This is a genomic window from Micromonospora sp. NBC_00860 (genome assembly GCF_045207375.1).
GTDB classification, from domain to species: domain Bacteria; phylum Actinomycetota; class Actinomycetes; order Mycobacteriales; family Micromonosporaceae; genus Micromonospora; species Micromonospora vinacea.
Window position 1 is genome coordinate 3521787 of record NZ_CP108825.1, and the last position, 22022, is coordinate 3543808.

General features: G+C 70.3%; 22 protein-coding genes, 1 pseudogene and 1 riboswitch. Of the genes and pseudogenes, 3 read left to right on the forward strand and 20 right to left on the reverse strand.

Annotation, left to right across the window (positions count from 1 at the left end; genetic code table 11):
• Positions 1-77 precede the first annotated feature (77 nt).
• The 14 genes and pseudogenes from argJ to OH804_RS16180 all read right to left on the reverse strand — a co-directional run bounded on the left by argJ (position 78) and on the right by OH804_RS16180 (position 13889).
• Complete coding sequence (gene argJ, locus OH804_RS16115; RefSeq protein WP_196922346.1) at positions 78-1250, reverse strand: bifunctional glutamate N-acetyltransferase/amino-acid acetyltransferase ArgJ; 1173 nt, start codon at positions 1248-1250, stop codon at positions 78-80.
• On the reverse strand, positions 1247-2248 hold the full coding sequence (argC, locus tag OH804_RS16120; RefSeq protein WP_406066166.1) for an N-acetyl-gamma-glutamyl-phosphate reductase: 1002 nt from the start codon (positions 2246-2248) through the stop codon (positions 1247-1249). Before argC ends, argJ begins: the two co-directional genes overlap by 4 nt.
• A gap of 111 nt (positions 2249-2359) precedes the next feature.
• A pseudogene (locus OH804_RS16125) lies at positions 2360-2550 on the reverse strand (hypothetical protein); the annotation flags it as partial.
• Positions 2551-2718: 168 nt separating this feature from the next.
• Positions 2719-3687: an RNA polymerase sigma factor SigJ gene (gene sigJ / locus OH804_RS16130; protein ID WP_406066168.1), complete on the reverse strand. Its 969-nt coding sequence runs from the start codon at positions 3685-3687 to the stop codon at positions 2719-2721.
• An 83-nt stretch (positions 3688-3770) separates the two neighbouring features.
• Positions 3771-4505 carry an SDR family oxidoreductase gene (locus OH804_RS16135; protein ID WP_406066170.1) on the reverse strand — a complete coding sequence of 245 codons (735 nt, stop codon included), beginning with the start codon at positions 4503-4505 and terminating at the stop codon, positions 3771-3773.
• Between the two features lie 859 nt (positions 4506-5364).
• Entirely contained in the window at positions 5365-7911 is a 2547-nt protein-coding gene (gene pheT, locus OH804_RS16140) for a phenylalanine--tRNA ligase subunit beta (protein ID WP_406066173.1), read from the reverse strand.
• 40 nt (positions 7912-7951) lie between these two features.
• Positions 7952-9019, reverse strand: a complete 1068-nt coding sequence (gene pheS, locus OH804_RS16145) for a phenylalanine--tRNA ligase subunit alpha (RefSeq protein ID WP_196922343.1) — start codon at positions 9017-9019, stop codon at positions 7952-7954.
• Positions 9020-9238: 219 nt separating this feature from the next.
• Positions 9239-10036, reverse strand: coding sequence for a TrmH family RNA methyltransferase (locus OH804_RS16150; RefSeq protein WP_406066175.1), 798 nt, complete (start codon positions 10034-10036; stop codon positions 9239-9241).
• An 83-nt stretch (positions 10037-10119) separates the two neighbouring features.
• The gene (rplT, locus tag OH804_RS16155) at positions 10120-10512 is read right to left on the reverse strand and encodes a 50S ribosomal protein L20 (RefSeq protein WP_091087503.1); all 393 of its coding nucleotides are present in this window, start codon (positions 10510-10512) and stop codon (positions 10120-10122) included.
• A 32-nt stretch (positions 10513-10544) separates the two neighbouring features.
• Positions 10545-10739: a 50S ribosomal protein L35 gene (rpmI, locus tag OH804_RS16160; RefSeq protein WP_007458415.1), complete on the reverse strand. Its 195-nt coding sequence runs from the start codon at positions 10737-10739 to the stop codon at positions 10545-10547.
• Between the two features lie 20 nt (positions 10740-10759).
• A complete protein-coding gene (gene infC / locus OH804_RS16165) occupies positions 10760-11404 on the reverse strand; it encodes a translation initiation factor IF-3 (RefSeq protein ID WP_196922341.1) in 645 nt (214 codons plus the stop codon).
• Between the two features lie 518 nt (positions 11405-11922).
• Positions 11923-12396: a PH domain-containing protein gene (locus tag OH804_RS16170; RefSeq protein ID WP_181549307.1), complete on the reverse strand. Its 474-nt coding sequence runs from the start codon at positions 12394-12396 to the stop codon at positions 11923-11925.
• Between the two features lie 334 nt (positions 12397-12730).
• On the reverse strand, positions 12731-13576 hold the full coding sequence (gene hisG / locus OH804_RS16175; protein ID WP_030488425.1) for an ATP phosphoribosyltransferase: 846 nt from the start codon (positions 13574-13576) through the stop codon (positions 12731-12733).
• A 49-nt stretch (positions 13577-13625) separates the two neighbouring features.
• Positions 13626-13889 (reverse strand): phosphoribosyl-ATP diphosphatase, encoded by a 264-nt coding sequence (locus OH804_RS16180; protein WP_030335709.1) that lies wholly within the window; start codon positions 13887-13889, stop codon positions 13626-13628.
• Positions 13890-14022: 133 nt separating this feature from the next.
• Between OH804_RS16180 and OH804_RS16185 the strand changes: the two genes are divergently transcribed.
• Genes OH804_RS16185 through OH804_RS16195 form a run of 3 tightly spaced genes read left to right on the forward strand, consistent with a single transcriptional unit; the run spans position 14023 to position 16475 of the window.
• On the forward strand, positions 14023-14886 hold the full coding sequence (locus OH804_RS16185; protein ID WP_406066179.1) for an ABC transporter substrate-binding protein: 864 nt from the start codon (positions 14023-14025) through the stop codon (positions 14884-14886).
• Positions 14883-15728, forward strand: coding sequence for an amino acid ABC transporter permease (locus OH804_RS16190; RefSeq protein ID WP_196922339.1), 846 nt, complete (start codon positions 14883-14885; stop codon positions 15726-15728). The genes OH804_RS16185 and OH804_RS16190 overlap by 4 nt, the downstream gene beginning before the upstream one ends.
• Positions 15729-15731: 3 nt before the next feature.
• Positions 15732-16475, forward strand: a complete 744-nt coding sequence (locus tag OH804_RS16195; protein ID WP_307788653.1) for an amino acid ABC transporter ATP-binding protein — start codon at positions 15732-15734, stop codon at positions 16473-16475.
• A 19-nt stretch (positions 16476-16494) separates the two neighbouring features.
• Here the strand turns inward: OH804_RS16195 and ribH are convergent, their stop codons facing one another.
• The 6 genes from ribH to OH804_RS16225 all read right to left on the reverse strand — a co-directional run bounded on the left by ribH (position 16495) and on the right by OH804_RS16225 (position 22022).
• On the reverse strand, positions 16495-16995 hold the full coding sequence (gene ribH / locus OH804_RS16200; protein ID WP_091401939.1) for a 6,7-dimethyl-8-ribityllumazine synthase: 501 nt from the start codon (positions 16993-16995) through the stop codon (positions 16495-16497).
• A gap of 2 nt (positions 16996-16997) precedes the next feature.
• Positions 16998-18263 carry a bifunctional 3,4-dihydroxy-2-butanone-4-phosphate synthase/GTP cyclohydrolase II gene (locus OH804_RS16205; protein ID WP_196922338.1) on the reverse strand — a complete coding sequence of 422 codons (1266 nt, stop codon included), beginning with the start codon at positions 18261-18263 and terminating at the stop codon, positions 16998-17000.
• Positions 18260-18949, reverse strand: coding sequence for a nicotinamide riboside transporter PnuC (gene pnuC / locus OH804_RS16210; protein WP_406066182.1), 690 nt, complete (start codon positions 18947-18949; stop codon positions 18260-18262). Before pnuC ends, OH804_RS16205 begins: the two co-directional genes overlap by 4 nt.
• Positions 18949-19587, reverse strand: a complete 639-nt coding sequence (locus tag OH804_RS16215; protein WP_196922336.1) for a riboflavin synthase — start codon at positions 19585-19587, stop codon at positions 18949-18951. Before OH804_RS16215 ends, pnuC begins: the two co-directional genes overlap by 1 nt.
• A 1-nt stretch (position 19588) precedes the next feature.
• Positions 19589-20650, reverse strand: a complete 1062-nt coding sequence (gene ribD / locus OH804_RS16220; protein ID WP_196922335.1) for a bifunctional diaminohydroxyphosphoribosylaminopyrimidine deaminase/5-amino-6-(5-phosphoribosylamino)uracil reductase RibD — start codon at positions 20648-20650, stop codon at positions 19589-19591.
• A gap of 166 nt (positions 20651-20816) precedes the next feature.
• A riboswitch (FMN riboswitch) is annotated at positions 20817-20987 on the reverse strand.
• Positions 20988-21065: 78 nt separating this feature from the next.
• A complete protein-coding gene (locus OH804_RS16225) occupies positions 21066-22022 on the reverse strand; it encodes a response regulator (protein ID WP_196922334.1) in 957 nt (318 codons plus the stop codon).

The window sequence follows — 22022 nt, forward strand, 5'->3', positions numbered from 1 at the left end:
GCGCTGCGTTCCTCGCGCTCACGTCGCTGGCCTTTCGTTCGCGACTGCGGGACTCCGCTGCGCTGCGTTCCTCGCGCTCACGTTGAGTACGCCGAGTTCTCGTGGACATACGCGTGGGACAGGTCGTTGGTCCAGATCGTGGCGGCCGACGTACCCGCGTGCAGGTCGATCCGGATGGTCACGTCCCGCCCGGTCAGGTCGACCTTCGAGCGGTCCTCGGCGGCGGCGCCGCCCCGGCACACCCACACCCCGTTGACCGCCACGTCCACCTCGTCCGGCTCGAACGCGGCGGCGGTCGTGCCGACGGCGGCGAGGATCCGACCCCAGTTGGGGTCGTTGCCGAACAGCGCCGTCTTGACCAGGTTGTTGCGGGCCACCGTACGGCCCACCTCGACCGCCTCGTCCTCGTCCGCCGCGCCGACCACGTCGATGGCGACCTGCTTGGTGGCGCCCTCGGCGTCGGCCACCAACTGCTGGGCCAGGTCGTGACAGGCCGCAGTGACAGCGGCGGCCAGCTCGGCCGGCGTCGGCTCGATGCCGCTCGCGCCGCTGGACAGCAGCAGCACCGTGTCGTTGGTGGACATGCAACCGTCGGAGTCGACCCGGTCGAAGGTGACCCGGGTCGCCGCGCGCAACGCCTCGTCCAACGTCGCCGGCCCGGCCACCGCGTCGGTGGTCAGCACGCACAGCATGGTGGCCATCCCCGGCGCGAGCATCCCGGAGCCCTTGGCCATGCCGCCGACCGTCCAGCCGCTCCCCCGGGCCACAGTGGTCTTCGGCCGGGTGTCCGTGGTCATGATCGCCTCGGCGGCGGCCGGGCCACCGTCACGGGACAGCCCGCGGATCGCCGAGCGGACGCCCGGCAGCAGTTTCGGCATCGGCAGCCGCTCACCGATCAGGCCGGTCGAGCAGACCGCGACCTCACCGGCACCGAGGATCAACCGTGGGCTGACCGAGGTCAACGCGGCGGCGGTGTGCTCGGCGGTGGCGTGCGTGTCCTGGAAACCGGCCGGGCCGGTGCAGGCGTTGGCGCCACCGGAGTTGAGCACCACGGCGCGGACCACACCGCCCTGCACGACCTGCTGGCTCCAGAGCACCGGCGCGGCCTTGACCCGGTTGGTGGTGAAGACGCCGGCCACGCCGGCGTCCGGACCGTCGTTGACCACCAGGGCGACGTCCGCGCCGCCGCTGGTCTTCAGGCCGGCGGCCACACCGGCCGCCCGGAACCCCCGCGGGGTGGTGACACTCATGGTGCGGTCCCCCAGATCGACAGGCCCGTCGTCTCCGGCAGGCCGAGCATCAGGTTGGCGTTCTGTACGGCCTGACCGGCGGCGCCCTTGCCCAGGTTGTCCAACGCGCTGAGCACGATCAGACGGCCCGAGTCGACGTCGACGGTGGCCTGCAGGTGGCACGAGTTGGAGCCCAGGGTGGCGGCGGTGTGCGGCCAGCGGCCCTCCGGCAGCACGTGCACGAACGGCGCGTCCGCGTACGCCCGCGCCAGCACCTCCTGCGGGTCGACGCCGCGCGCCGGCAGCGCGGTGACAGTGGCCAGGATGCCGCGCGGCATGGGTGCCAGGACCGGGGTGAATGACAGGCCGGTAGCGCCGGTGGCCTGCTTGATTTCCGGGACGTGCTGGTGGGTTCCCACCCGGTACGGCGACAGGTCGCCCATCACCTCGCTGGCCAACAGGTGCGGCTTCGCCGCCCGGCCGGCGCCGGAGGTGCCGGAGGCGGCGACCACCACCACGTCGGCGGGGTTCGCCGCGCCGTCGGCGATCAGCGGCGCGAGCGCCAGCGTGATCGCGGCGGCGTAGCAGCCGGTGTTCGCCACCCGGGTGGCGCCGGCGATCAGCTCCCGCTGACCGGGCAGCTCCGGCAGGCCGTAGGTCCACTGCCCGGCGTGCGTGCCGCCGTAGTACTGCGCCCAGGCGTACGGGTCGGCGAGCCGGTGGTCGGCGCCCAGGTCGACGATGCGCACCTCGGCCGGAAGCTGGGCCGCGAGGGCCGCCGACTGGCCGTGCGGTAGGGCCAGGAAGACCAGGTCCGCGTCGGCCAGGGTGGCCGGATCGGTCTCGCCGAGCACCAGGTCGAGCCCGGTGAGCTGCGGGTGCACCACGTCGACGCGGTGCCCGGCCTGGCTGTGCGCCGTGGCGGCGACCAGGTCGAACTCCGGGTGCCCGGCGATCAGGCGCAGCAGCTCACCCCCGGCGTACCCGCTCGCTCCGGCGACCGCGACTCGGATCCCCATACTCACCTCCGCATGACTATGCAGCGAAGATTAACAAGGACGACACAGGACTGCAAGTTCATACACTGCTCTGCATGATGATGTAGTCCGAATCCCTCGAGCGGGAGCCGTTCATGTTCCTGGCTCATCAGGCTGCGGAGAGCCGGTCTCAGCCATCCGGTAGGAGCGGGTGTGTCGGGCGGCCAGCCGAGGAACCGATCGAACATGTCGCTGGCGCAACCGGTGGTGGTGGGGTTGAGCTTGTGCAGGTCGTCGATAGCGTCATGAAGCAGACTGGCCAGGTAGAGGAACAGGCTGACCGGCTATGCACCGCACCCTCCTGAAGAACCGGCGACTGCTCGCGGCACACGCATCACCATCCCACCGGCGACAACCCCACCCGCGACCCTCGCCGCCCTCCAGGACCGGTTCCAGGCACAGACCGGCGAGGACAACAAGATCAAAACTACGTGTTAATGATCTGCGATCCCTTAGTCGAATGACCAATTCGTCAGTTTCAGCGGATTAAGCATCAGCCACACGTTCGTGACACATTCAGCACTGACGCCAAAAGTGGCCACCCCATATCGACGCTCCTCATTTCTAAGCATGTATCCGAGACCGTCAGCCGTGTCTCGTCGCTCAAAACGGAGAGCGGGTTGCTTACGCATCACTCCCATGAGCCACCGCGCTACATGATCCGAACCACGGATAACCTGAGGTGCGGCATTGACGAATCCGCCCCCATCTACTCGCAGTTCGACGTCTGGGGCCAACACGCGCAACAGGTCTTTAATATCCCCTCCAACCGTTGCGTCGCGGAATGCCCGAACAACTTCATCATGCTGTTGAGGAGAAACTTGTGCTCGCCTTTCTCCTCGAACGTGCCGACGTGCGGACGTCGCCAATTGCCTTACGGCTCCTGGTGAACGGCCTACAACACTAGCAATCTCGCCAAACGGCACGCCGAATACATCATGCAGTACGAACGTCACTCGCTCCGCTGGGGTCATAGACTCGAGGACCGTCAACAAAGCCATACTGACCGTTTCATCGAGGGAAACGCGATCGAGCGGGTCGGCGGCGATATGACTGGAACTCATTGGCCCCTTTGCTGCGTCCGCAAAAAGGTCAGATGGGACTGGCTCCGGTAGCCATTGTCCGACGTACGTCTCCCGTCGTGCCCGCGCGGAGCCCAGCATGTCGAGTGAGATCCGGCTCGCAACTCGCATCAACCACGCAGCGGGCGTGGCAATCGCTTCACGTTCCTCGGCCTCAAGGCGGTACCATCTGACATACGTCTCTTGCACCACATCTTCAGCGTCGGCCAGGGTGCCCATCATACGAAAAGCCAGCGACATCAAACGGCGTCGCTCGGCCGCGACGGAATCGAGAATCCGCGATTCATCACGCTCGCCTCCTCCAAACCCTACGGATTCGGCAGGAAAATCTTCCGACATGGGGCACCCTTTCCGACCTAAGCGCGGCATGCCTCAACTATCATCTGCCAGCCGAGCGTTCCATCGTCCTCTTATTTCGGGTTTCAGACGAAGGGGATTCCTGAAATGGGGTACCTCACAGTGCCTACCCGGTGAGCGCCACGTGGAACCATGGCATCGGGTGCCCCTTCCGCGTCCACGGTCACAACCTCGCGGTCGTCTCCGTGATCAGCCAGCGTGGCACGGAAGAGGTCATCGTGGTAGAAGCGGTCGGGTCCAGCGATCTCGACCTCGCTTCCCGGCTCCAATGTCGTGGCAGCCTCGGCGAGCAGCTCGATGACCTCGTCCAGCTCGACGGGCTGGATGAACGACCTGGGAGCGAAAACCTTTCCATCGACAGTGTGCTGGTCAATGAGGATGGGAATGTAGCTCTGGAACTGAGTGGCTCGGATGATGGTTGCGGGGATCGAACCGGACCGTGCGGCCTTCTCCTGCGCTACCTTGCCGAGGTAGTACCCAATCTCAGACGCGTCTCCTTGTCCGACGCCGACGATGGAGAGCAGGACGTGATGACGCACACCTGCCCGCTTGCCCTCCGCATTCAGATTGTTGATCGCTCCCTCGAAGAACGAAATGGCCCCCTCCGCATCAAAACGCGGGGTGTTCAGGACGTTCACGATGGTGTCGACTCCGACGAGGGCCTCGGCGAGCCCCTCGCCAGAGATCACGTCGATCCCGTCATCAAGTCCTCCCGAGACCACCTCGATGCCCCTGGCCTCCAGCTTGTCAGCAAGGGGGGAGCCGACACGGCCGCGCCCACCAGCGATGAAAACCTTCATTTTTCACTCCGTCCCGGGCCACCGGTCGCCGCCCTCACCAATATGACGACGCAGGCCAGGAAAATGTCAGGTTCCGAGGCAGATCTCTTCTCAGAGCCCCTCGGCCGCTGCGACCGGCGGGGGTAACCGGGGGCGGACCTCACCGGTGGATGCGGGCCGTGGGAAGGGCTACGGCGCGCGCGTCGCGTGTTAAGGCGTATGCCAACACGAAGCGACGGTGTGCGGAGCCCGGTCTCAGCGTGGTCGACATCACCTGACTCCCGTTCCCGCCTCTCACGACGGGGGAACGATGCTTACCCCCCTCGTCGTCGAGATCACCTTCGACCTCGGTGACCTCCCGCATGTATGCCACCTCGGCGTCGTCTGGCCTGGCCCGCCATGCCCCCAGGATCGCATCCGGCTGCGAACCGCGCTCGGAGTTACGAGACTTCTCTTAAGCTCCCCGGTCACGGCATTAACTGCCGGTGCCCTGACATTGAGAACGGGCTTCCGTGCGGCGTCACTTGTCCAGGGTCACCCGAACACATTCCAGCCACTCCGTCCACGCGGCCGGATCAGTAGGATTCCCATCCATCTCGAGGGAGAAATATCACCCAATAACGTAAGCAGATCATCCCCTGCTCGGTCTACGAATTGCCAGATGACCTTTGACATCACCTCAATCGCTTCACGTTCATCCATTGAATAGCTACCGACGAGAACCTCCGTAACGGGGTGTCGTATTCAATCCACCGCTTTTAAAGGCCCTGGCCTGGTGAGAAATCACCAGGCCAGGGCCCTTGATCGCAGTGCCTCGCCAGCGACTCGAACCCCCCAGCCCGCGGATTAAGAGATCGCGGGGTTGGGGCAGTGGCACCCGTTACGCGCCGCGCAGGGTGGCGCCCAGGCGCTCCGCCGCGACGGCGACCGCCGCGTCCCGTGCCGCTACCGCCTCCTCGACGGTGAGCGTCCGGTCCGGTGCGCGGAAGGTGAGCTTGTACGCCAGCGACCGGCGACCCTCGCCGAGCTGCGCGCCGGAGTACACGTCGAACAGCCGCACGTCCTCCAGCAGCTCACCGGCGCCCGCCTCCAGCGCCCGGCGCACCTGCTCCGCCGGCACCGAGTCGTCCACCACCAGGGCCACGTCGATCAGCGCCGGCGGGAAGCCGGAGACCGTCGGCGCGGGCGTCACAGGGGTCGCCGGCAGCGCGTCGAGGTTCAGCTCCATCGCGCTGGTGCGGCGGGGCAGCTCCAGCGTCGCGACCACCGTCGGGTGCAGCTCGCCGGCGTGGCCGACGACCGAGCCGTCGACCCGCAGCTCGGCGCAGCGACCCGGGTGCCACGGGGCGTACTCGGCGGCGCGCACCTCGACCCGCTCGTCGGGGATCCCGGCGGCGGCCAACACGTCACGGGCCGCCTCGATCGCGTCCGCCCAGCCGGCCGGTCGACCCGGCCCCCACCAGCCGGCCGGGTCGAGGTCGCCGGAGAGCACCACCGCGACGTGCACCGGCTGCGCCGGCACCACCGCGTCGGCGGCTGCGAACTCCTCGTCGGTGGGGCGCCGGTCCACGCCCATCGCCGGCGGGCTGCCGGCGCCGACGCGCGGGTGGAAGACCGCACCGATCTCGTAGAGGGCGAGGTCGCGGTGACCCCGGCCGAGGTTGCGCTTGAGGATGCCGAGCAGCGGGCCGAGCAGCGTGGTGCGCAGCAGCGGCTCCTCCTCGGACAGTGGGTTGGCCAGCCGCACCGCGGGCCGACGCGTGTCGTCGGCCGGCAGGCCGAGCTGGTCGGCCAGTTCCGGCGACACGAACGGGTGCGCGAGCACCTCCACGTACCCCCGCTCGGCCAGCGACCAGGCGACGGCCCGGCGGCGACGCTGCCGGGGGGTCAGACCGCGCCCCGGAGGCGCGGTCGGCAGCACCGAGGGAACCTTGTCGTACCCGTCGAGGCGGACCACCTCCTCGACCAGGTCGGCCGGGTCGGTCAGGTCGGGCCGCCAGGTCGGCGGGGTGACGCTCAGGACCGTCCCGACGCCGCTGGCCACGCCGACCGCTCCCGGGTCCTCGGACAGCCGGTCCGCGCCCTGCGCGACGGTGCAGCCCACCCGCTCCAGCAGGGCGACCACCCACGCCGGCGGGTACTCCACACCGACCCGCCGGGTCGGCAGGTCCGCCGGAAGGCTGATCGGGGCACGCGGCCGAACGTGGTCGATGTCCAGGATTTCCGCGCTCGGCGTGCCCCCGCCGTGCTCGGTGAGCAGCCGCACGGCACGCTCCAGCGCGACCAGCGCCACGGCCGGGTCGACGCCCCGCTCCCAACGCTTCGCGGCCTCGCTGAACAGCTTGTGCCGGCGGGCGGTGCGCCCGACCATCGCCGGATCCCAGTGCGCCGCCTCGAAGAGCACCGTGGTGGTGCCGGCGACGACCTCGCTGGTCTCGCCGCCCATCACCGCCGCGAGCGAGATCGGCCCCGTGTCGTCGCAGATGACCATGTCGTCGCTGGTGAGCACCCGGTTGACGCCGTCGAGGGTGGTCAGCTTCTCCCCCGCCTCGGCGCGGCGGACCACCAGCGGCCCGGCGATCCGGTCGGCGTCGAAGGCGTGCATCGGCTGACCCAGCTCCAACATCACGTAGTTGGTGATGTCGACGGGCAGCGAGATGCTGCGGATGCCAGCGGTGACGAGCCGCTGCTGCATCCAGGACGGCGTGGGCGCGGTCGGGTCTACCCCACGGACCAGGCGGGCCGTGAACCGGTCGCAGCCGACAGTGTCACGAACCTCCACCGGGTACGCCGGCGTCTCGGTGCCGCCCGGGGCCGGCGCCAGGGCCGGGTCGCGCAGCGGCACGTCGAACGCGTGCGACAACTCCCGGGCCAGGCCACGCAGGCTCAGCGCGTACCCCCGGTCGGGGGTGATCTCCAGATCGAGCACGACGTCGTCGAGACCGACCACCGGGCGCGCGTCGTCGCCGGGCTTCGCCGTCACGTCCGGCCCCAGCACGATGATGCCGGAGTGGTCGTCGCCCAGGCCCAGCTCCTTGGCCGAGCAGATCATGCCCGCCGAGTTGTGCCCGTACGTCTTGCGGGCGCCGATCGCGAAGCCGCCGGGCAGCACGCCGCCGGGCAGGATCACCACCACCCGGTCGCCCGGGGCGAAGTTACGGGCCCCGCAGACGATCTCCTGCGGTTCGCCGGTGCCGTTGGCGGCACCCACGTCGACCCGGCAGAACCGGATCGGCTTCTTGAAGCCGGTGAGCTCCTCGATCTCGCGGACCTCACCGACGACCAACTGGCCGGTGACGGTCTCGGCCAGGTCCACCACGGACTCAACCTCGATGCCGAGGTCGACCAGGGCCTGCTCCAGGTCACCGGTGGGCAGGTCGGCGGGGAGGTCGACGTACTCCCGCAGCCAACTGACAGAAACTCGCATGACTTCAGACCACCGTTCCCGTGTCTCGTACCCGCATCGCCTACGCCCCGGTCCCGAGCGCGCGGCTGAACCGCACGTCGCCCTCGAAGAGATGGCGGATGTCGCTGACCCCGTGCCGGACCATCAGGGTCCGGTCGATGCCCATGCCGAAGGCGAATCCGGAGTAGACCTCCGGGTCGACGCCGCAGGCGCGCAGCACCCGCGGGTTGACCATGCCGCAGCCACCCCACTCGACCCACTGTGGGCCGTCACGGTGCTCCGGGAACCACACGTCGAACTCCGCCGACGGCTCGGTGAACGGGAAGTAGTGCGGCCGCCACCGGGTCTTCGCCTCCGGACCGAACATCGCCCGGGCGAAGTGGTCAAGCGTGCCCCGCAGGTGCGCCATCGTGATGCCCTTGTCGACCACCAGACCCTCGGCCTGGTGGAACACCGGGCTGTGGGTGGCGTCGATCTCGTCGGTGCGGTAGACGCGGCCGGGCACGATCACGTAGATCGGCGGCTTGCGGCTGAGCATCGTGCGGGTCTGCACCGTCGAGGTGTGCGTGCGGAGAACAAGGCCGGAGCCCTCGGGTGCGATGTGGAAGGTGTCCATCAACCCGCGCGCCGGGTGGTCGGCGGGGATGTTCAACGCGTCGAAGTTGACCCACTCCAGGTCGACCTCGGGCCCCTCGGCCACCTCGTAGCCCATCCCGACGAAGAGGTCGCTGATCGACTCCATCAGGGTGCTCAACGGGTGCCGAGCGCCACGTGGACGCCGGTCGTAGGGCAGGGTGACGTCCACCCGCTCCTCGACCAGCACCCGCTCGGCCTGCTCGCGCTCCAGCACTTCGGCGCGGTCGGCGTACGCGGTCTCGATCGCCCGGCGGGCCTCGTTGACCCGCTTGCCGGCGTCGGACTTCGCGGCCGGCGGCAGCGCCCCGATCTCCCGGCGCGCGAGGGAGACCGGTGACCGGTCACCCAGGTGCACCGAGCGCAGCGCGGTCAGCGCGTCCGGGTCGGCGGCCGCTGTGAACGCCTTCGTGGCGTCCGCGACGGCCTCGTCCAGGGCGGCGGGGTCGAGCAGGGCGACCTGCTTCGGGTCGTACGGATCGTTGCGGTAGCTCATGGCGTACGGGCACTCCCTCACGGCGGCGCCAGCCCTCACCGGGGCGGCTAGGCGAGTCTACGGACGCGCGGCTGTGCCGCAGCCCGCCGGTAGGAGTTGTGCAGGGAGCAGGTCAGGCCCGCCGCCCGCCGATACCGGCGGGCTGGCTAAACGAACGCCGTGTCGCGTTCATGGACGGACGCTCTCCCCTGCTGTCAGTCGCGCCGGAGGCAATCACCCTCAGCGCTGCGCTCTCGCTGAAGCGTACAGGCAGACCGCTGCGGCGGCAGCCAGGTTCAGGCTCTCCGCGCGCCCGTACAGCGGCACCCGCACGCGGGCGTCGGCGGCGGCGGTCAACTCCTCGGGCAGCCCGTGCGCCTCGGAGCCGAACAACCAGGCGGTGGGCCCGACGAGCCGGCCGTAGTCGGTCAGGTCGTCCAGGTCGCTGTCGCCGTACCCCGTGGTGGCGAAGATCGACAACCCGGCGGCGCGCAGCGCCTCGACCACCGCGACCGGGTCGGTGGCGCGCACCACGTCGACGTGGAAGAGGCTGCCGGCCGAGGCCCGCACACACTTACCGTTGTACGGGTCGACGGCGTCTCCGGCGAAGATCACCGCACCCGCGCCGGCCGCGTCGGCGGTGCGCAGCACCGTGCCGGCGTTGCCCGGGTCGCGGATCTCGGCGAGCACCGCCACCAGCCGGGGCGCACCCGCGAGGGCCTGCTCCAGCGACACGTCGAGGTGCCGGCAGACGGCGACGAGGCCCTGCGGGGCGACGGTCTCGGCAAGCGCCGCGATGGCATCGTCGGTCACCTCGGAGACCGGCACGTCTGCGCGGGCCGCCGTGGCGGCCAACTCCGGATACCGGTCGAGCGCGGTGGTCGTACCGAACAGTTCGGTGACCACCCCCGGCCGCGCGAGGGCCTCGCGGACCGCCTGCGGGCCCTCGGCCAGGAAACGGCCGGTGATGTCGCGGTCCCGGCGGCGTTGCAGGCGGCGGGCGGCGACAACCCTGGGGGTACGCGGGGTGAAGGCCATGGTGTGCGTTCCTCCGACACGATTGAGGCGCCCCCCGGACGGCGGTGCCGACACGGGAGACGCCTCGCTCTGGTGCGTGGGGATCAGGCGGCCTGAGCCGCCGCGCCGCCGGTGCCCTCGGCCGCGACCGCGGCCCGGGCCAGCTCGACGATCGCCGCGAAAGAGGCGGCGTCGTTGACAGCCATGTCGGCCAGGATCTTGCGGTCGACCTCGATGCCGGCCAGACGCAGGCCCTGGATCAGACGGTTGTAGGTCATCCCGTTGGCCCGGGCGCCTGCGTTGATCCGCTGAATCCACAGCTGCCGGAAGTCGCCCTTGCGGTCGCGACGGTCCCGGTAGGCGTACTGCATCGAGTGCAGCACCTGCTCCTTGGCCTTGCGGTACAGGCGGGAGCGCTGACCACGGTAACCGCTCGCGGTCTCCAGCAGGGTACGACGCTTCTTCTGGGCGTTTACAGCCCGCTTGACGCGTGCCATCTCAACTCCTTATTACGTAAAGGTGGCGCGCGTCAGCGGCCGAGCAGCTTCTTGATGCGCTTGACGTCGGCCTTGGCCAGCACGACCGTGCCGGTCAGCCGGCGGGTCTGGGTGGAGGGCTTCTTCTCCAGGTTGTGGCGGAGGCCGGCCTGCTGGGCAACGATCTTGCCCTTGCCGGTCACCTTGACCCGCTTACCCATACCCGTGTGGCTCTTCATCTTCGGCATGTGGAACGTCTTCTCCCCTGTTACTCGCCGCTGGTGTCGGCGGCGAGGCCGGTGTCACCGGCTGCTGCGGTCTCGCCGACCGCCGCGGTCTCATCGGCTGCCGGAGCGGACTCGTCCGCCCGGTCCCGAGGTGCACCGCGAGACGCCGTAGCGGCGACCGCGGAGGCCTTGACGGCCCGATGCGGGGCGAGAACCATAATCATGTTTCGGCCGTCCTGCTTCGGAGCGGCCTCGACGTATCCCAGGTCCGTGATCTCGGACTCGAGCCGGCGCAGGAGCCGGTAACCCAGCTCCGGGCGGCTCTGCTCGCGACCGCGGAACATGATCGTCACCTTGACCTTGTCGCCCGCCTTGAGGAACCGCACCACGTGACCCTTCTTGGTCTCGTAGTCGTGCGGGTCGATCTTCGGTCGAAGCTTCATTTCCTTGATGACGGTCTGCTGCTGATTACGCCGCGCTTCGCGCGCCTTGAGTGCACTCTCGTACTTGAACTTGCCGAAGTCCATGAGCTTGCACACCGGCGGGCGCGCCATCGGCGCAACCTCGACCAGGTCCAGATCGACGTCCGCGGCCAGCTGAAGAGCGCGCTCCAGCGGGACGATGCCCACCTGCTCACCCTCTGGGCCGACCAGTCGGACCTCACGTGCCCGGATCTGCTCGTTCACGCGTGGTTCGACGCTGATGGGGCCTCCTCGAGTCGTTTCTGCTCAGTCGCCGACCCCTGCGGCTCCCAGGAGGGAACCGACCCGAAAAGCAGAAGGCCCCGGCGCATGCCAGGGCCCGCTCGACCGGTCAGCACGATCACAAGGATCGCGCATCCGGCTCCGGGACATGCCCGAAACCGGTGACCGGACCCGGCCACCGTAGCGGCGACTCGGGTGGGAGCAGGCGCTCCGCTTTCAAGGCTGTCTGCTCGCACGCGGAGACAGCCTGGTCGACTCGACAACAGTACACCGGCGCCCCGGCCACCCCCAAACCGGGCACCACCTGCGGTCAAGGCGCCGGTGTGGCCGGCCGGCGCGCGGCAACGCGGCAGCGCGGCAAGATCCGCGCATGTTCCCTGAAACTGCTGCCTCAACGTGCCGGGAGGCAGCAGTTTCAGAGAAGTTGTCCAGATCTTGGCGAGGGCGCACGGCCTGGCGGGTGGGCAGCGTCGGGACGGGCGGTGGGTGACGTGGCTCGGTCAGCGGCCGACGGCGCGTTCGGCGAGGCGGGCCTGGTGGGCCTCGTGCAGCCGACGCAGCGCGCGGACCCCGTCGACGGCCAACTCCTTGTCGGCGGCCTGCAACGCGACCATCGGCAGCAGGTCGTCGTCGTGCAGCTCCAGGCTGGCCCACGGCGCGCCCCGGTCGAAGCGGACGCCCCGGACAACCTCCCAGGGCAGCTCGTAGGAGCTGATGACGTTACGCACCCGGATGCTCCGCGCGTCCGCCTCCACCCGGGGGCGGGTGAACAGCAGGAAGCCCAACGCCCCGAAGATGCCCAGGCCGATCATGGCGATCTGGTCGCCGCGCTGGAAGCTGCCGTAACCATCGCCGGTCGGGCCACTCAGCGAGGTGGCGACCAGACCGAACACCACCACCAGGGCAGCCGCCGCCGACCAGCAGACCACGCGGATGCGGCGGGGCTTCAGGCGGACCAGTTCGGTTTCACTCACCCCACCAGTCTGCCATCCGTAATCGTCCACCAAACGCACCACCCGCCGAGCCGCCACCCCCGAACCGCGAGTCCTGTGCCCCCTGGCGAGCGGAAGGGTCGCCGATCTTGCGGTTTCGGTTGTCGATACAGGGTGATATGCGCCTTGTGTCGGTGCAGAAAGTGCAAGATCGCCGCGGAACAGGGTCAGGTTGGGCTTGGCGATCATGGAGTTGTGGTGCCTGGTTTGGGGTTCTGCGGGCGCTTTGTCGCCCACCACAACTCCATGATCGACGAGGTAGCACTGGAACGGGCGCGCGGACACCCGGTCCAGCGGCGCTCGGGACGGGGGACGGTCAGAGGCGGCAGGCGTGGATGTTGGTGACGAGGATGGCGCGGGCGCCCAGCTCGTACAGCTCGTCCATGATGCGGTGCACGTCGTCGCGAAGCACCATCGCCTGCACCGCCACCCAGCCCTCGCGGTGCAGCGGCGACACGGTGGGCGACTCGATGCCCGGGGTGAGCCCGCTGGCCCGGTCCAGCAGACCGGCCGGCACGTCGTAGGCGAGCATCACGTAGCGGCGGGCCACCAGCACACCGTGCAGGCGGCGCAGCAACTGCTCGGCCTGCGGTTGCGCAGGTGCGCCGGCGCGCCGGACCAGGACCGCCGAGGAGCGCAGCAGCGGCTCACCGAAGACCACCAGGCCCGCCTGGCGCAGGGTCGCGCCGGTCTCCACGACGTCCGCGATCACGTCGGCGACGCCGAGGCGTACGGCGTTCTCCACGGCACCGTCGAGGCGGATGACGTCGGCCTTGACCCCCACCTCGCCGAGGTGCCGCTCGACCAGCCCCGGGTACGCGGTGGCGATCCGGTGACCGCCCAGCTCCTGGACGGAGGCGATGTCGTCGGGGCGGGCGGCGAAGCGGAAGGTGGCCCGGCCGAAGGCGAGGTCGACGACCTCCTCGGCCGGCGCGGCCGAGTCGATCAGCAGGTCGCGGCCGGTGATGCCGAGGTCGAGGTCACCGGAGCCGACGTAGGTGGCGATGTCCTTCGGGCGCAGGTAGAAGAATTCGACGTCGTTGGCCTCGTCCCGGCAGACGAGGTCCTTGGGGTCGGTGCGCTGGCGGTAGCCCGCCTCGCGCAGCATCTGGGCGGCCGGTTCGGCCAGGGTGCCCTTGTTGGGAATGGCGACACGCAGCATGACGGAGTGCTCCTTCGATCCGGATGGCGATCAACGGGGTGGGGGGCACTCACAGATGTCGGTAGACGTCCTTGAGCTCGAGACCACTGGCGAGCATCAGCACCTGGACCTGGTAGAGCAGCTGGGAGATCTCCTCGGCGGTGCGCTCCGGCCCCTCGTGCTCGGCGGCCATCCACGACTCGGCCGCCTCTTCGACGACCTTCTTGCCGATGAAGTGCACGCCCTTGTCCAGCGCGGCGACGGTGCCCGAGCCCGGGGTGCCAGCGGCGGCCTTGGCCTGCAGCTCGGCGAACAACTCCTCGAACGTCTTCACGGGGAACGATTCTTCCAGCCACCCGGGCGACGCCCCGCGTCCGGGTCCGCCGGAATCCAGCAAGCGGACAATTCCCTATCAACATGGTGGGACAATTGTCGATCGATGCCCATGGAGCTCTACGCTGTCCGCCATGGCCAGCAGCTCACGTCTCCTCGCGCTCACAGTCGCCGGCGCCGTCGTCGTAGCGACCGCCGGATGCGCGCCGCAGGACGAGAAACCCACCCCCACTGTCACCGCAGCAACGTCCTGCGCCAAGGACAGCCTGCCCACGCGTACGCCGGGCAAGCTGACCATCGCCACCGACCAGCCGGCGTACGAGCCGTGGTTCTCCGACGACACACCGGACAACGGCGAGGGCTTCGAGTCCGCCGTCGCGTACGCGGTGGCCGAGAAGCTCGGTTACGCCCGCGCCGACGTCACCTGGACCCGGGTCAAGTTCGACACCGCGATCGCGCCGGGGCCGAAGGACTTCGACTTCGACATCAACCAGTTCTCCATCACGGAGGAGCGCAAGCAGGCGGTCGACTTCTCCGCGCCGTACTACCTGGTGCGGCAGACAGTCATCGCGCTGAAGTCCTCGAAGATCGCCAACAGGACGTCGCTGGCCGAGCTCCGCGACGCCCGGCTCGGCGCGCAGGTCGGCACCACCAGCTACCAGGCGATCACCGAGGTGATCAAGCCGACCGCCAAGCCGCAGGTCTACAACAGCAACGACGACGCCAAGAAGGCGCTCCAGAACGGGCAGCTCGACGGCATCGTGGTGGACCTGCCGACCGCCTTCTACATCACCGGCGCGGAGATCACCGACGCGACGATCGTCGGGCAGGTGCCGCAGGTCGGTACGCCCGAGGCGTTCGGGTTGCTGCTGGACAAGAACTCCCCACTGACGTCCTGCGTGAGCGGGGCGGTCGGTCAACTCGCCACGGCGGGCACGCTGAAGCAGCTGGAGCAGAAGTGGCTCGCCCAGGTGGCGGGGGCGGCCGAGCTGCGGTGACGCTTCTGGATCACGTGCCGTCCGAGGCGCAGCTGCGGCGCTCGGCGTACCGGCGTCGGCAGACCGTCTACAGCGTGGTGGTCGCGGCGGCCTCGACGGCGGCGCTCGGCACCCTGCTGGTGATCGCGGTGACCGGGGCGCCGGGCTGGGACCGGGTCCGACTGTCGTTCCTGGATCCGGAGATCGCCCGCGACGCGCTGCCGACGGTGCTGAGCGGGCTCTGGCTCAACGTACGGCTGCTGGTGTGCTGTGCGATCGGCGCGCTGCTGCTCGGGCTGGTGATCGCCGTGCTGCGGACGCTGCGCGGGCCGGTCTTCTTCCCGGTCCGCGCGCTGGCCGCCGGCTACACCTACACCTTCCGCGGCCTACCACTGATCATCGTGCTCTACCTGCTCACCCTCGGCGTGCCGGGGCTGCGGTTGCAGGGCATGCCGCCGGTGCTGGTGCTGGGTGGGATCGCGTTGGTCCTCACCTACGGCGGCTACCTCGCCGAGGTGTTCCGGGCCGGCATCGAGTCGGTGCACTCCAGCCAACTCGCGGCCGCCCGCTCGTTGGGCCTGACCTACCGGCAGACGATGCGGCACGTGGTCCTGCCGCAGGCCGTCCGCCGGGTGGCGCCTCCCCTGCTCAACGACGTGGTGGCGTTGCAGAAGGACGTCGGGCTGGTCTCGCTCGCCGGGCCGATCGACGCGGTCCGCGCCGCCCAGATCGCCACCGCCCAGACCTTCAACTACACGCCGTACATCGTGGCGGGGGTGCTCTTCGTGCTGCTCGCGATCCCGCTGATCGCGGTCACCGACTGGGTGACGCTGCGCGCGGCCCGCCGACAGTCGGGAGGCTGAGCCGTGGCGTTGTTGCGCTGTCGAGGGCTGCGCAAGGAGTTCGGCGGGCACGTCGTGCTCGACCAGCTCGATCTGACCGTCGCCGAGCACCAGGTGGTGGCTCTGATCGGCGCGTCCGGGTCCGGTAAGTCGACACTGCTGCGCTGCGTCAACCTGCTGGACGACCTCGACGACGGCACCATCGAGTTGGACGGGGAGGACATCTCCGACCCCCGGGTGGACCCGGACCGGGTCCGGCGGCGGATCGGCATGGTGTTCCAGGCGTACAACCTCTTTCCGCACCTGAGCGTGTTGGACAACATCACCCTCGCGCCGCGCCGCGTACACGGGCGGGGCCGGGCGGAGGCCGAGGCGCAGGCCCGGGAGCTGCTCGACCGGGTGGGGTTGGGCGCCAAGGCGGACGCCTATCCGGACCGGCTCTCCGGCGGTCAGCAGCAGCGGGTGGCGATCGTCCGGGCGCTGGCCAACTCACCCCGACTGATGCTGCTCGACGAGGTCACCTCCGCGCTGGACCCGGAGCTGGTCGGCGAGGTGCTGGCGATGATCCGCGACCTGAAGGCCGACGGGATGACAATGGTGCTGGCCACCCACGAGATGGGTTTCGCCCGGGAGGTCGCCGACGAGGTGTGTTTCCTCGACGCCGGGCGGGTCGTCGAGAGCGGCCCGCCCGAGCAGGTGCTCGGCGAGCCGACGCAGCCTCGTACCCGGCAGTTCCTGCGCCGGATCATCGAGGCCGGTCGGCTCTGAGCGAGGGTCGGCGGAGGCGTCAGCCGCCGAAGCCGACCCGCTGGGCGTTGCCCGCCGCCACGGTCCGCACGGCCAGCGCGGCGTCGAGCGCCGCGACGGTGGCCGCCCAGCCCTTGTCCTCCGCCGAGCCGGGCAGACCGGCGCGGTCGCGGGCCTGCTCGATGGTCTCCACTGTCAACACTCCGTGCGCCACCGGCTTGCCCTCGTCCAACGCCACCCGGGTCAGCCCGTCGGTGACCGAACGGCAGACGTAGTCGAAGTGGGCGGTGGACCCGCGGACCACCACGCCGAGGGCGACCACCACGTCGCAGCGGCGGGCGAGGGCCTGCGCGACCACCGGCAGCTCGACCGACCCGGCGACCCGGGCGACGACGGAACGAGCGCCGCACGCCTCGGCGGCGGCCACCGCACGCTCCAGCATGTGGTCGGTCAGCTCGCCGTGCCAGCGGGCGGCAACGACCCCGACGGTCAGCCCCGCGGCGTCGACCGCCTCGACTCCCGGCTCACCGAAACCCGCCATCGTCATGCTCCGATCTCGTCATTGGCGACCGGACGCCCCAACGGCGCCTCGGACACCTCGTCCAACTCGTCCAGCAGGTGACCCATCCGGTCCCGCTTGGTGCGCAGGTAGCGCATGTTCTCCGGGTGCGCGCCGACCGGAAGCCCCTCGCGGCCGGTGATGGTCAACCCGTACCCCTCCAGCCCGGCCCGCTTGGCCGGGTTGTTGGTCAGCAGCCGCATCGAGCGCACGCCCAGGTCGTAGAGGATCTGCGCGCCGGTGCCGTAGTCGCGGGCGTCGGCCGGCAGGCCCAGGTCGAGGTTGGCGTCGACGGTGTCGCGGCCCAGGTCCTGCAACTGGTACGCCTGCAGCTTGTGCAGCAGGCCGATGCCGCGCCCCTCGTGCCCGCGGACGTAGAGCACCACGCCCCGGCCCTCCTGCCCGACCCGAGCCAGCGCGGCGTCCAGCTGCGGCCCGCAGTCGCAGCGCAGCGAGCCGAACACGTCTCCGGTCAGGCACTCGGAGTGCACCCGGACCAGCACGTCCTGGCCGTCACCGAGGTCACCGAGCACCATCGCGACGTGTTCGGCCGGGTCGTGCTCGGCGCGGTAGCCGAGCGCCCGGAACACCCCGTGCTTCGTCGGCATCCGGGCGTCGGCGACCAGCTCGACCTGCTTTTCGGTACGCCGCCGGTAGGCGATCAGGTCGGCGATGGTGACCAGCGTGAGGCCGTGCTCGGCGGAGAACTTCTCCAGGTCCGGCAGGCGCATCATGGTGCCGTCGTCGTTGACCAGCTCGCAGAGCACGCCGGCCGGACGCAGCCCGGCCAGCCGGGTCAGGTCGATCCCCGCCTCGGTGTGCCCCGGCCGGCGCAGCACCCCGCCCTCACGGGCGCGCAGCGGCACCACGTGCCCGGGGCGGGCCAGATCGGTCGGGTCGGTCGCCGCGCCGGCGAGCAGCCGGCTGGTGTGCGCGCGGTCGGCCGCCGAGATGCCGGTGCCGACGCCCTCGCGGGCGTCCACTGTCACCGTGTACGCGGTGCCGCGCCGGTCCTGGTTGGTGTGGTGCATCGGCGGCAGGTCGAGCCGGTCGGCTTCGCTCTCGGTCAGCGCCACGCAGACGTATCCGGAGGTATAGCGCACCATGAACGCCATCAGCTCCGGCGTGGCCAACTCGGCCGCGAAGATCAGGTCGCCCTCGTTCTCCCGGTCCGCGTCGTCGACCACGACGACCGGCCGCCCGGCCGCGATGTCCGCGATCGCCTGCTCGATGCTTCCGAAGCTGGTCATGCGATGGCCTCCGTGTAGGTGGGCGTGCGGGCGGCAGCCGGCCGGGTGGCGCGGGACGTGCGCCACCAGGCGGCGAAGCCCCAGACGCAGAGGGCGCCGTAGATCAGGTACATGACGGCCGACGGGTAGAACCCGCCCCGCAGCAGCAGCGGCACGCCGACCGCGTCGACCGCGATCCAGAGCAGCCAGAACTCCACCCAGCCGCGGGCCATGCCGTAGGTGGCCAGCAGGCTGCCGGTGAGGATCCAGGCGTCGGGCAGCGGGCCCCACGAGCCCAGGGCCTTGAGCAGCGGGTACGCCGCGGCGGTGCCGAGCACGGCGGCCACCAGCAGCATCAGGCGCTCCCGTCCGGTGGCCCAGCGCGGGACGACAGCGGCCTGCCCGCCGTCGGCGCGACGGTTGCGCTGCCAGCGCCACCAGCCGTAGAGGCTGACGGCGAAGAAGAACACCTGCCGGCCGGCCTGCCCGTACAGGTCGTGCGCCTGCGGGGTGGCGAACACCCCGCCGAGGAAGACGGTGAGGAGCAGCGCGTTACCGATCATGCCGACCGGCCACGCCCAGACCAGGCGGCGCAGCCCGAGCAGCGCCGAGACCAGACCGAACGCGTTGCCGACGATCTCCCGGGCCAGCACCGGCGAGCCGGCGACCTGCACCTGGGCGTCCAGCAGCCAGCTGAGCGGGCCCATCAGGCCACCCCGCCCGGGTTCGAGGCCACCCCGCGAGCGTCGGTGAGCCGGTCGCCGAGCAGCCGCTCGACGTACTTGGCCAGCACGTCGACCTCCAGGTTGACCGGGTCGCCGACGCCCTTCGCGCCGAGCGTGGTCAGCTTGAGCGTGGTCGGGATCAGCCCGACGGCGAACTCGTCCGCGCCGACGGCGGCCACCGTCAACGAGACACCGTCGATGGTGATCGAGCCCTTCTCCACCACGTACCGGGACAGGGCGGCGGGCAGTCGGAACCGGACGGTCTCCCACTGCTCGGCCGGCTCGCGGGAGATCAGTTCGCCGACGCCGTCGACGTGGCCCTGCACCAGGTGCCCGCCGAGCCGGCTGCCGAGCGCTGCGGCCCGCTCCAGGTTGACCGGGTCGCCGGGGCGCAGCGCGCCCAGCGCGGAGCGACGCAGCGTCTCCCCCATCACGTCGGCGGTGAAGACCCCGTCGGCCACCTCCACGACGGTCAGGCAGACACCGTTGACGGCGATCGAGTCGCCGTGCCGGGCGTCGGACGTGACCAGCGGGCCGCGTACGCCGAGCAGCGCCGAATCGCCCGCCGTCGGCGCGACCCGGACAATCTCGCCCAATTCCTCGATGATGCCAGTGAACATCTCAGCCCTCCCGTTTGCGGGGCAAAGCGGTGATCCGGATATCCGGACCGATCTGCGTAACGTCGACGAACTCCAGATCGATTGCCTCGGCGATGGTGGTCACTCCCGCGTCGACCAGAGCGGTCGGACCGGCGCCGAGCAATCGCGGCGCGACGTACCCGACGATCTTGTCGACCAGGCCGGCCTCCAGGAACGCGCCGGCCAGCCGGGGGCCGCCCTCCAGCAGCACCGCGCGGACCCCGCGCTGGTGCAGCGCCGCGAGCAGCGCCGACAGGTCGACCCGGCCGTCCGGGTCGGCGCCGACCTCGTCGGCGGTCGCGATCCACGTCCGCGCGGCGCCGTCGCGGACCTTGGCGTCAGCCGGGGTACGCCCCGAGCTGTCCACCACCACCCGCAGCGGCTGCCGGATGGCCAGGCTGCCGTCGCGCAGGTTGCGGGCTGTCAACCGGGGGTCGTCGGCGAGCACGGTGCCCACCCCGGCGATGACCGCGTCGACAGTGCCGCGCAGCGCGTGCACGTCGATCCGTGCCGCCTCCGAGGTGATCCACATGCTGGTGCCGTCCGCCGCGGCGGAGCGCCCGTCGAGGGTGGCGGCGTACTTCCAGATCACGTACGGCCAGCCCCGGCGCATCGAGGTCAGCCACGCGACGTTGCCGGCCTCGGCCTCCTCGCCGCGTACCCCCAGGTCGACCCGGACCCCGGCGGCGCGCAGGGTGGCGGCGCCACCGGAGGCGACCGGGTTGGGATCGGGCACGGCGATGACCACCCGGCCCACCCCCGCCTGGACCAGCGCGGAACTGCAGGGACCGGTGCGGCCGGTGTGGTCGCAGGGCTCCAGAGTGACGACAGCCGTGCCACCCTTGGCCCGCCGTCCGGCCTGTGCCAGCGCGACGATCTCGGCGTGCGGCCCGCCGGCGTACGCGTGGAAACCCTCGCCCACGACCTCGCCGTCCTCGTCGAGCAGCACGCACCCGACCACCGGGTTGGGGCTGGTGGTGCCGAGCCCGCGCGCCGCCAACTCGATCGCACGCCGCATCGCCTCATCAACGGAGACGCTGGCCATCGCCCTGCCCCTGCCCTCTCACTCGCCGGTCCGCGCGCGGGCGGTCAGGGAGGCGGTGGCCATGGGGCCACGGGCAGGCGGTGGCGGATTCCGGGAACGGCGGAGCCGCCCCGGGGGGTCGGCACGGCACGCTGAAGCCAGCGGCCGGCTCGGACCCGTCCGTCCCGCGCGCTGTCTCCCATCCGGACTGTCTGGGCGCGGACGAACCGCCCCCAACCGTCGGCCCCGGATTTTCACCAGGTCCACCGGACGGCAGAGCCGTCCGGGTCGCGGGCTGACCACGGTTGGACCGTGGATCACCGCCGGTTCGGAATTTCACCGAGTCCCGCCAGCGCGTGGTGGGTACACGGGAAGTCTTACACGCCGATCCGGCTCCGCCGCCACCTAGGCGAGCTACTTCACAGCGCTATCACGCTCAGGTGACGCCGCGACGCCGGTCCACCGCCACGTACGAGCCCGGTTGGCTCTTGGCGACCGTCTTCATCTCCGAGGCCATCGCGATCGCTTCGAGGGGGTCGGAGAACCGCTTGCCGGCGTCGGAGAGCGAGACCCCGATGGAGAGCGTGACCAGGGCCGCGCGCCGGATGTTGCCGCGGCGGTCCTTCAACTCGACGAAGCCGCGCTCCCGGTCGGTCGGGTCGTAGAGCGTGTCGGCGGTGTTCTCGAAGTCGACCACCGCCTGGGAGGTCAGCGGGCGCACCTGGTCCGGGGCGCAGACGATGACGAAATCGTCACCGCCGACGTGGCCGAGGAAGGCCGGTGGCAGTCCGACGCCCACCACCGCCCGGTGCAGGCTGCGGGCCAGCGCGGAGATGAAGTCGTCGCCACGGACGAAGCCGTACCGGTCGTTGACGCTCTTGAACCGGTCGATGTCGACGTAGCCGACCGCGTAGTCCACGCCCTGCCGGACCCGGTCGCTGATCTCCCGGCGGATCCGGCTGTTGCCGGGCAGCCCGGTCAGCGGCGAGACCTCCCGGAACTCCTTGTTGCGGCGCAGCGTGGACGAGACCCGGGCCACCAGTTCGGCGGTGTCGAACGGCTTGACCAGGTAGTCGTCCGCGCCGGCGCTGAGCCCGTGCACCTTGTCGACGGTCATCCCCTTGGCCGTCAGCATGATCACCGGAAGGGCCGAGGTCATCGGGTCGGCGCGCAGCCGCCGGGTCAGCTCCAGCCCGTCGATCCGGGGCATCATGAGGTCGACCACAGCGAGGTCCGGTCGCTGGCGCTCGATGACCTCCAGCGCCTCCTGGCCGTCGCTGGCGTGGATCACCTCGAAGCCGTGCAGCCGCAGGTTGAACTCGACGAAACGAGCGATGTCCTCGTCGTCGTCCACGACGAGAATGATGTCCTTGCGGTCGGCCTCGGGCTCCAC

Bases quoted from the DNA above. Each gene is read 5' to 3' on its own strand.
- argJ (WP_196922346.1), bottom strand. From the start codon at position 1,250: ATGAGTGTCACCACCCCGCGGGGGTTCCGGGCGGCCGGTGTGGCCGCC.
- argC (WP_406066166.1), bottom strand. From the start codon at position 2,248: ATGGGGATCCGAGTCGCGGTCGCCGGAGCGAGCGGGTACGCCGGGGGT.
- sigJ (WP_406066168.1), bottom strand. From the start codon at position 3,687: ATGTCGGAAGATTTTCCTGCCGAATCCGTAGGGTTTGGAGGAGGCGAG.
- OH804_RS16135 (WP_406066170.1), bottom strand. From the start codon at position 4,505: ATGAAGGTTTTCATCGCTGGTGGGCGCGGCCGTGTCGGCTCCCCCCTT.
- pheT (WP_406066173.1), bottom strand. From the start codon at position 7,911: ATGCGAGTTTCTGTCAGTTGGCTGCGGGAGTACGTCGACCTCCCCGCC.
- pheS (WP_196922343.1), bottom strand. From the start codon at position 9,019: ATGAGCTACCGCAACGATCCGTACGACCCGAAGCAGGTCGCCCTGCTC.
- OH804_RS16150 (WP_406066175.1), bottom strand. From the start codon at position 10,036: ATGGCCTTCACCCCGCGTACCCCCAGGGTTGTCGCCGCCCGCCGCCTG.
- rplT (WP_091087503.1), bottom strand. From the start codon at position 10,512: ATGGCACGCGTCAAGCGGGCTGTAAACGCCCAGAAGAAGCGTCGTACC.
- rpmI (WP_007458415.1), bottom strand. From the start codon at position 10,739: ATGCCGAAGATGAAGAGCCACACGGGTATGGGTAAGCGGGTCAAGGTG.
- hisG (WP_030488425.1), bottom strand. From the start codon at position 13,576: ATGCTGCGTGTCGCCATTCCCAACAAGGGCACCCTGGCCGAACCGGCC.
- OH804_RS16185 (WP_406066179.1), top strand. From the start codon at position 14,023: ATGGCCAGCAGCTCACGTCTCCTCGCGCTCACAGTCGCCGGCGCCGTC.
- ribH (WP_091401939.1), bottom strand. From the start codon at position 16,995: ATGGCGGGTTTCGGTGAGCCGGGAGTCGAGGCGGTCGACGCCGCGGGG.
- OH804_RS16205 (WP_196922338.1), bottom strand. From the start codon at position 18,263: ATGACCAGCTTCGGAAGCATCGAGCAGGCGATCGCGGACATCGCGGCC.
- pnuC (WP_406066182.1), bottom strand. From the start codon at position 18,949: ATGGGCCCGCTCAGCTGGCTGCTGGACGCCCAGGTGCAGGTCGCCGGC.
- OH804_RS16215 (WP_196922336.1), bottom strand. From the start codon at position 19,587: ATGTTCACTGGCATCATCGAGGAATTGGGCGAGATTGTCCGGGTCGCG.
- ribD (WP_196922335.1), bottom strand. From the start codon at position 20,650: ATGGCCAGCGTCTCCGTTGATGAGGCGATGCGGCGTGCGATCGAGTTG.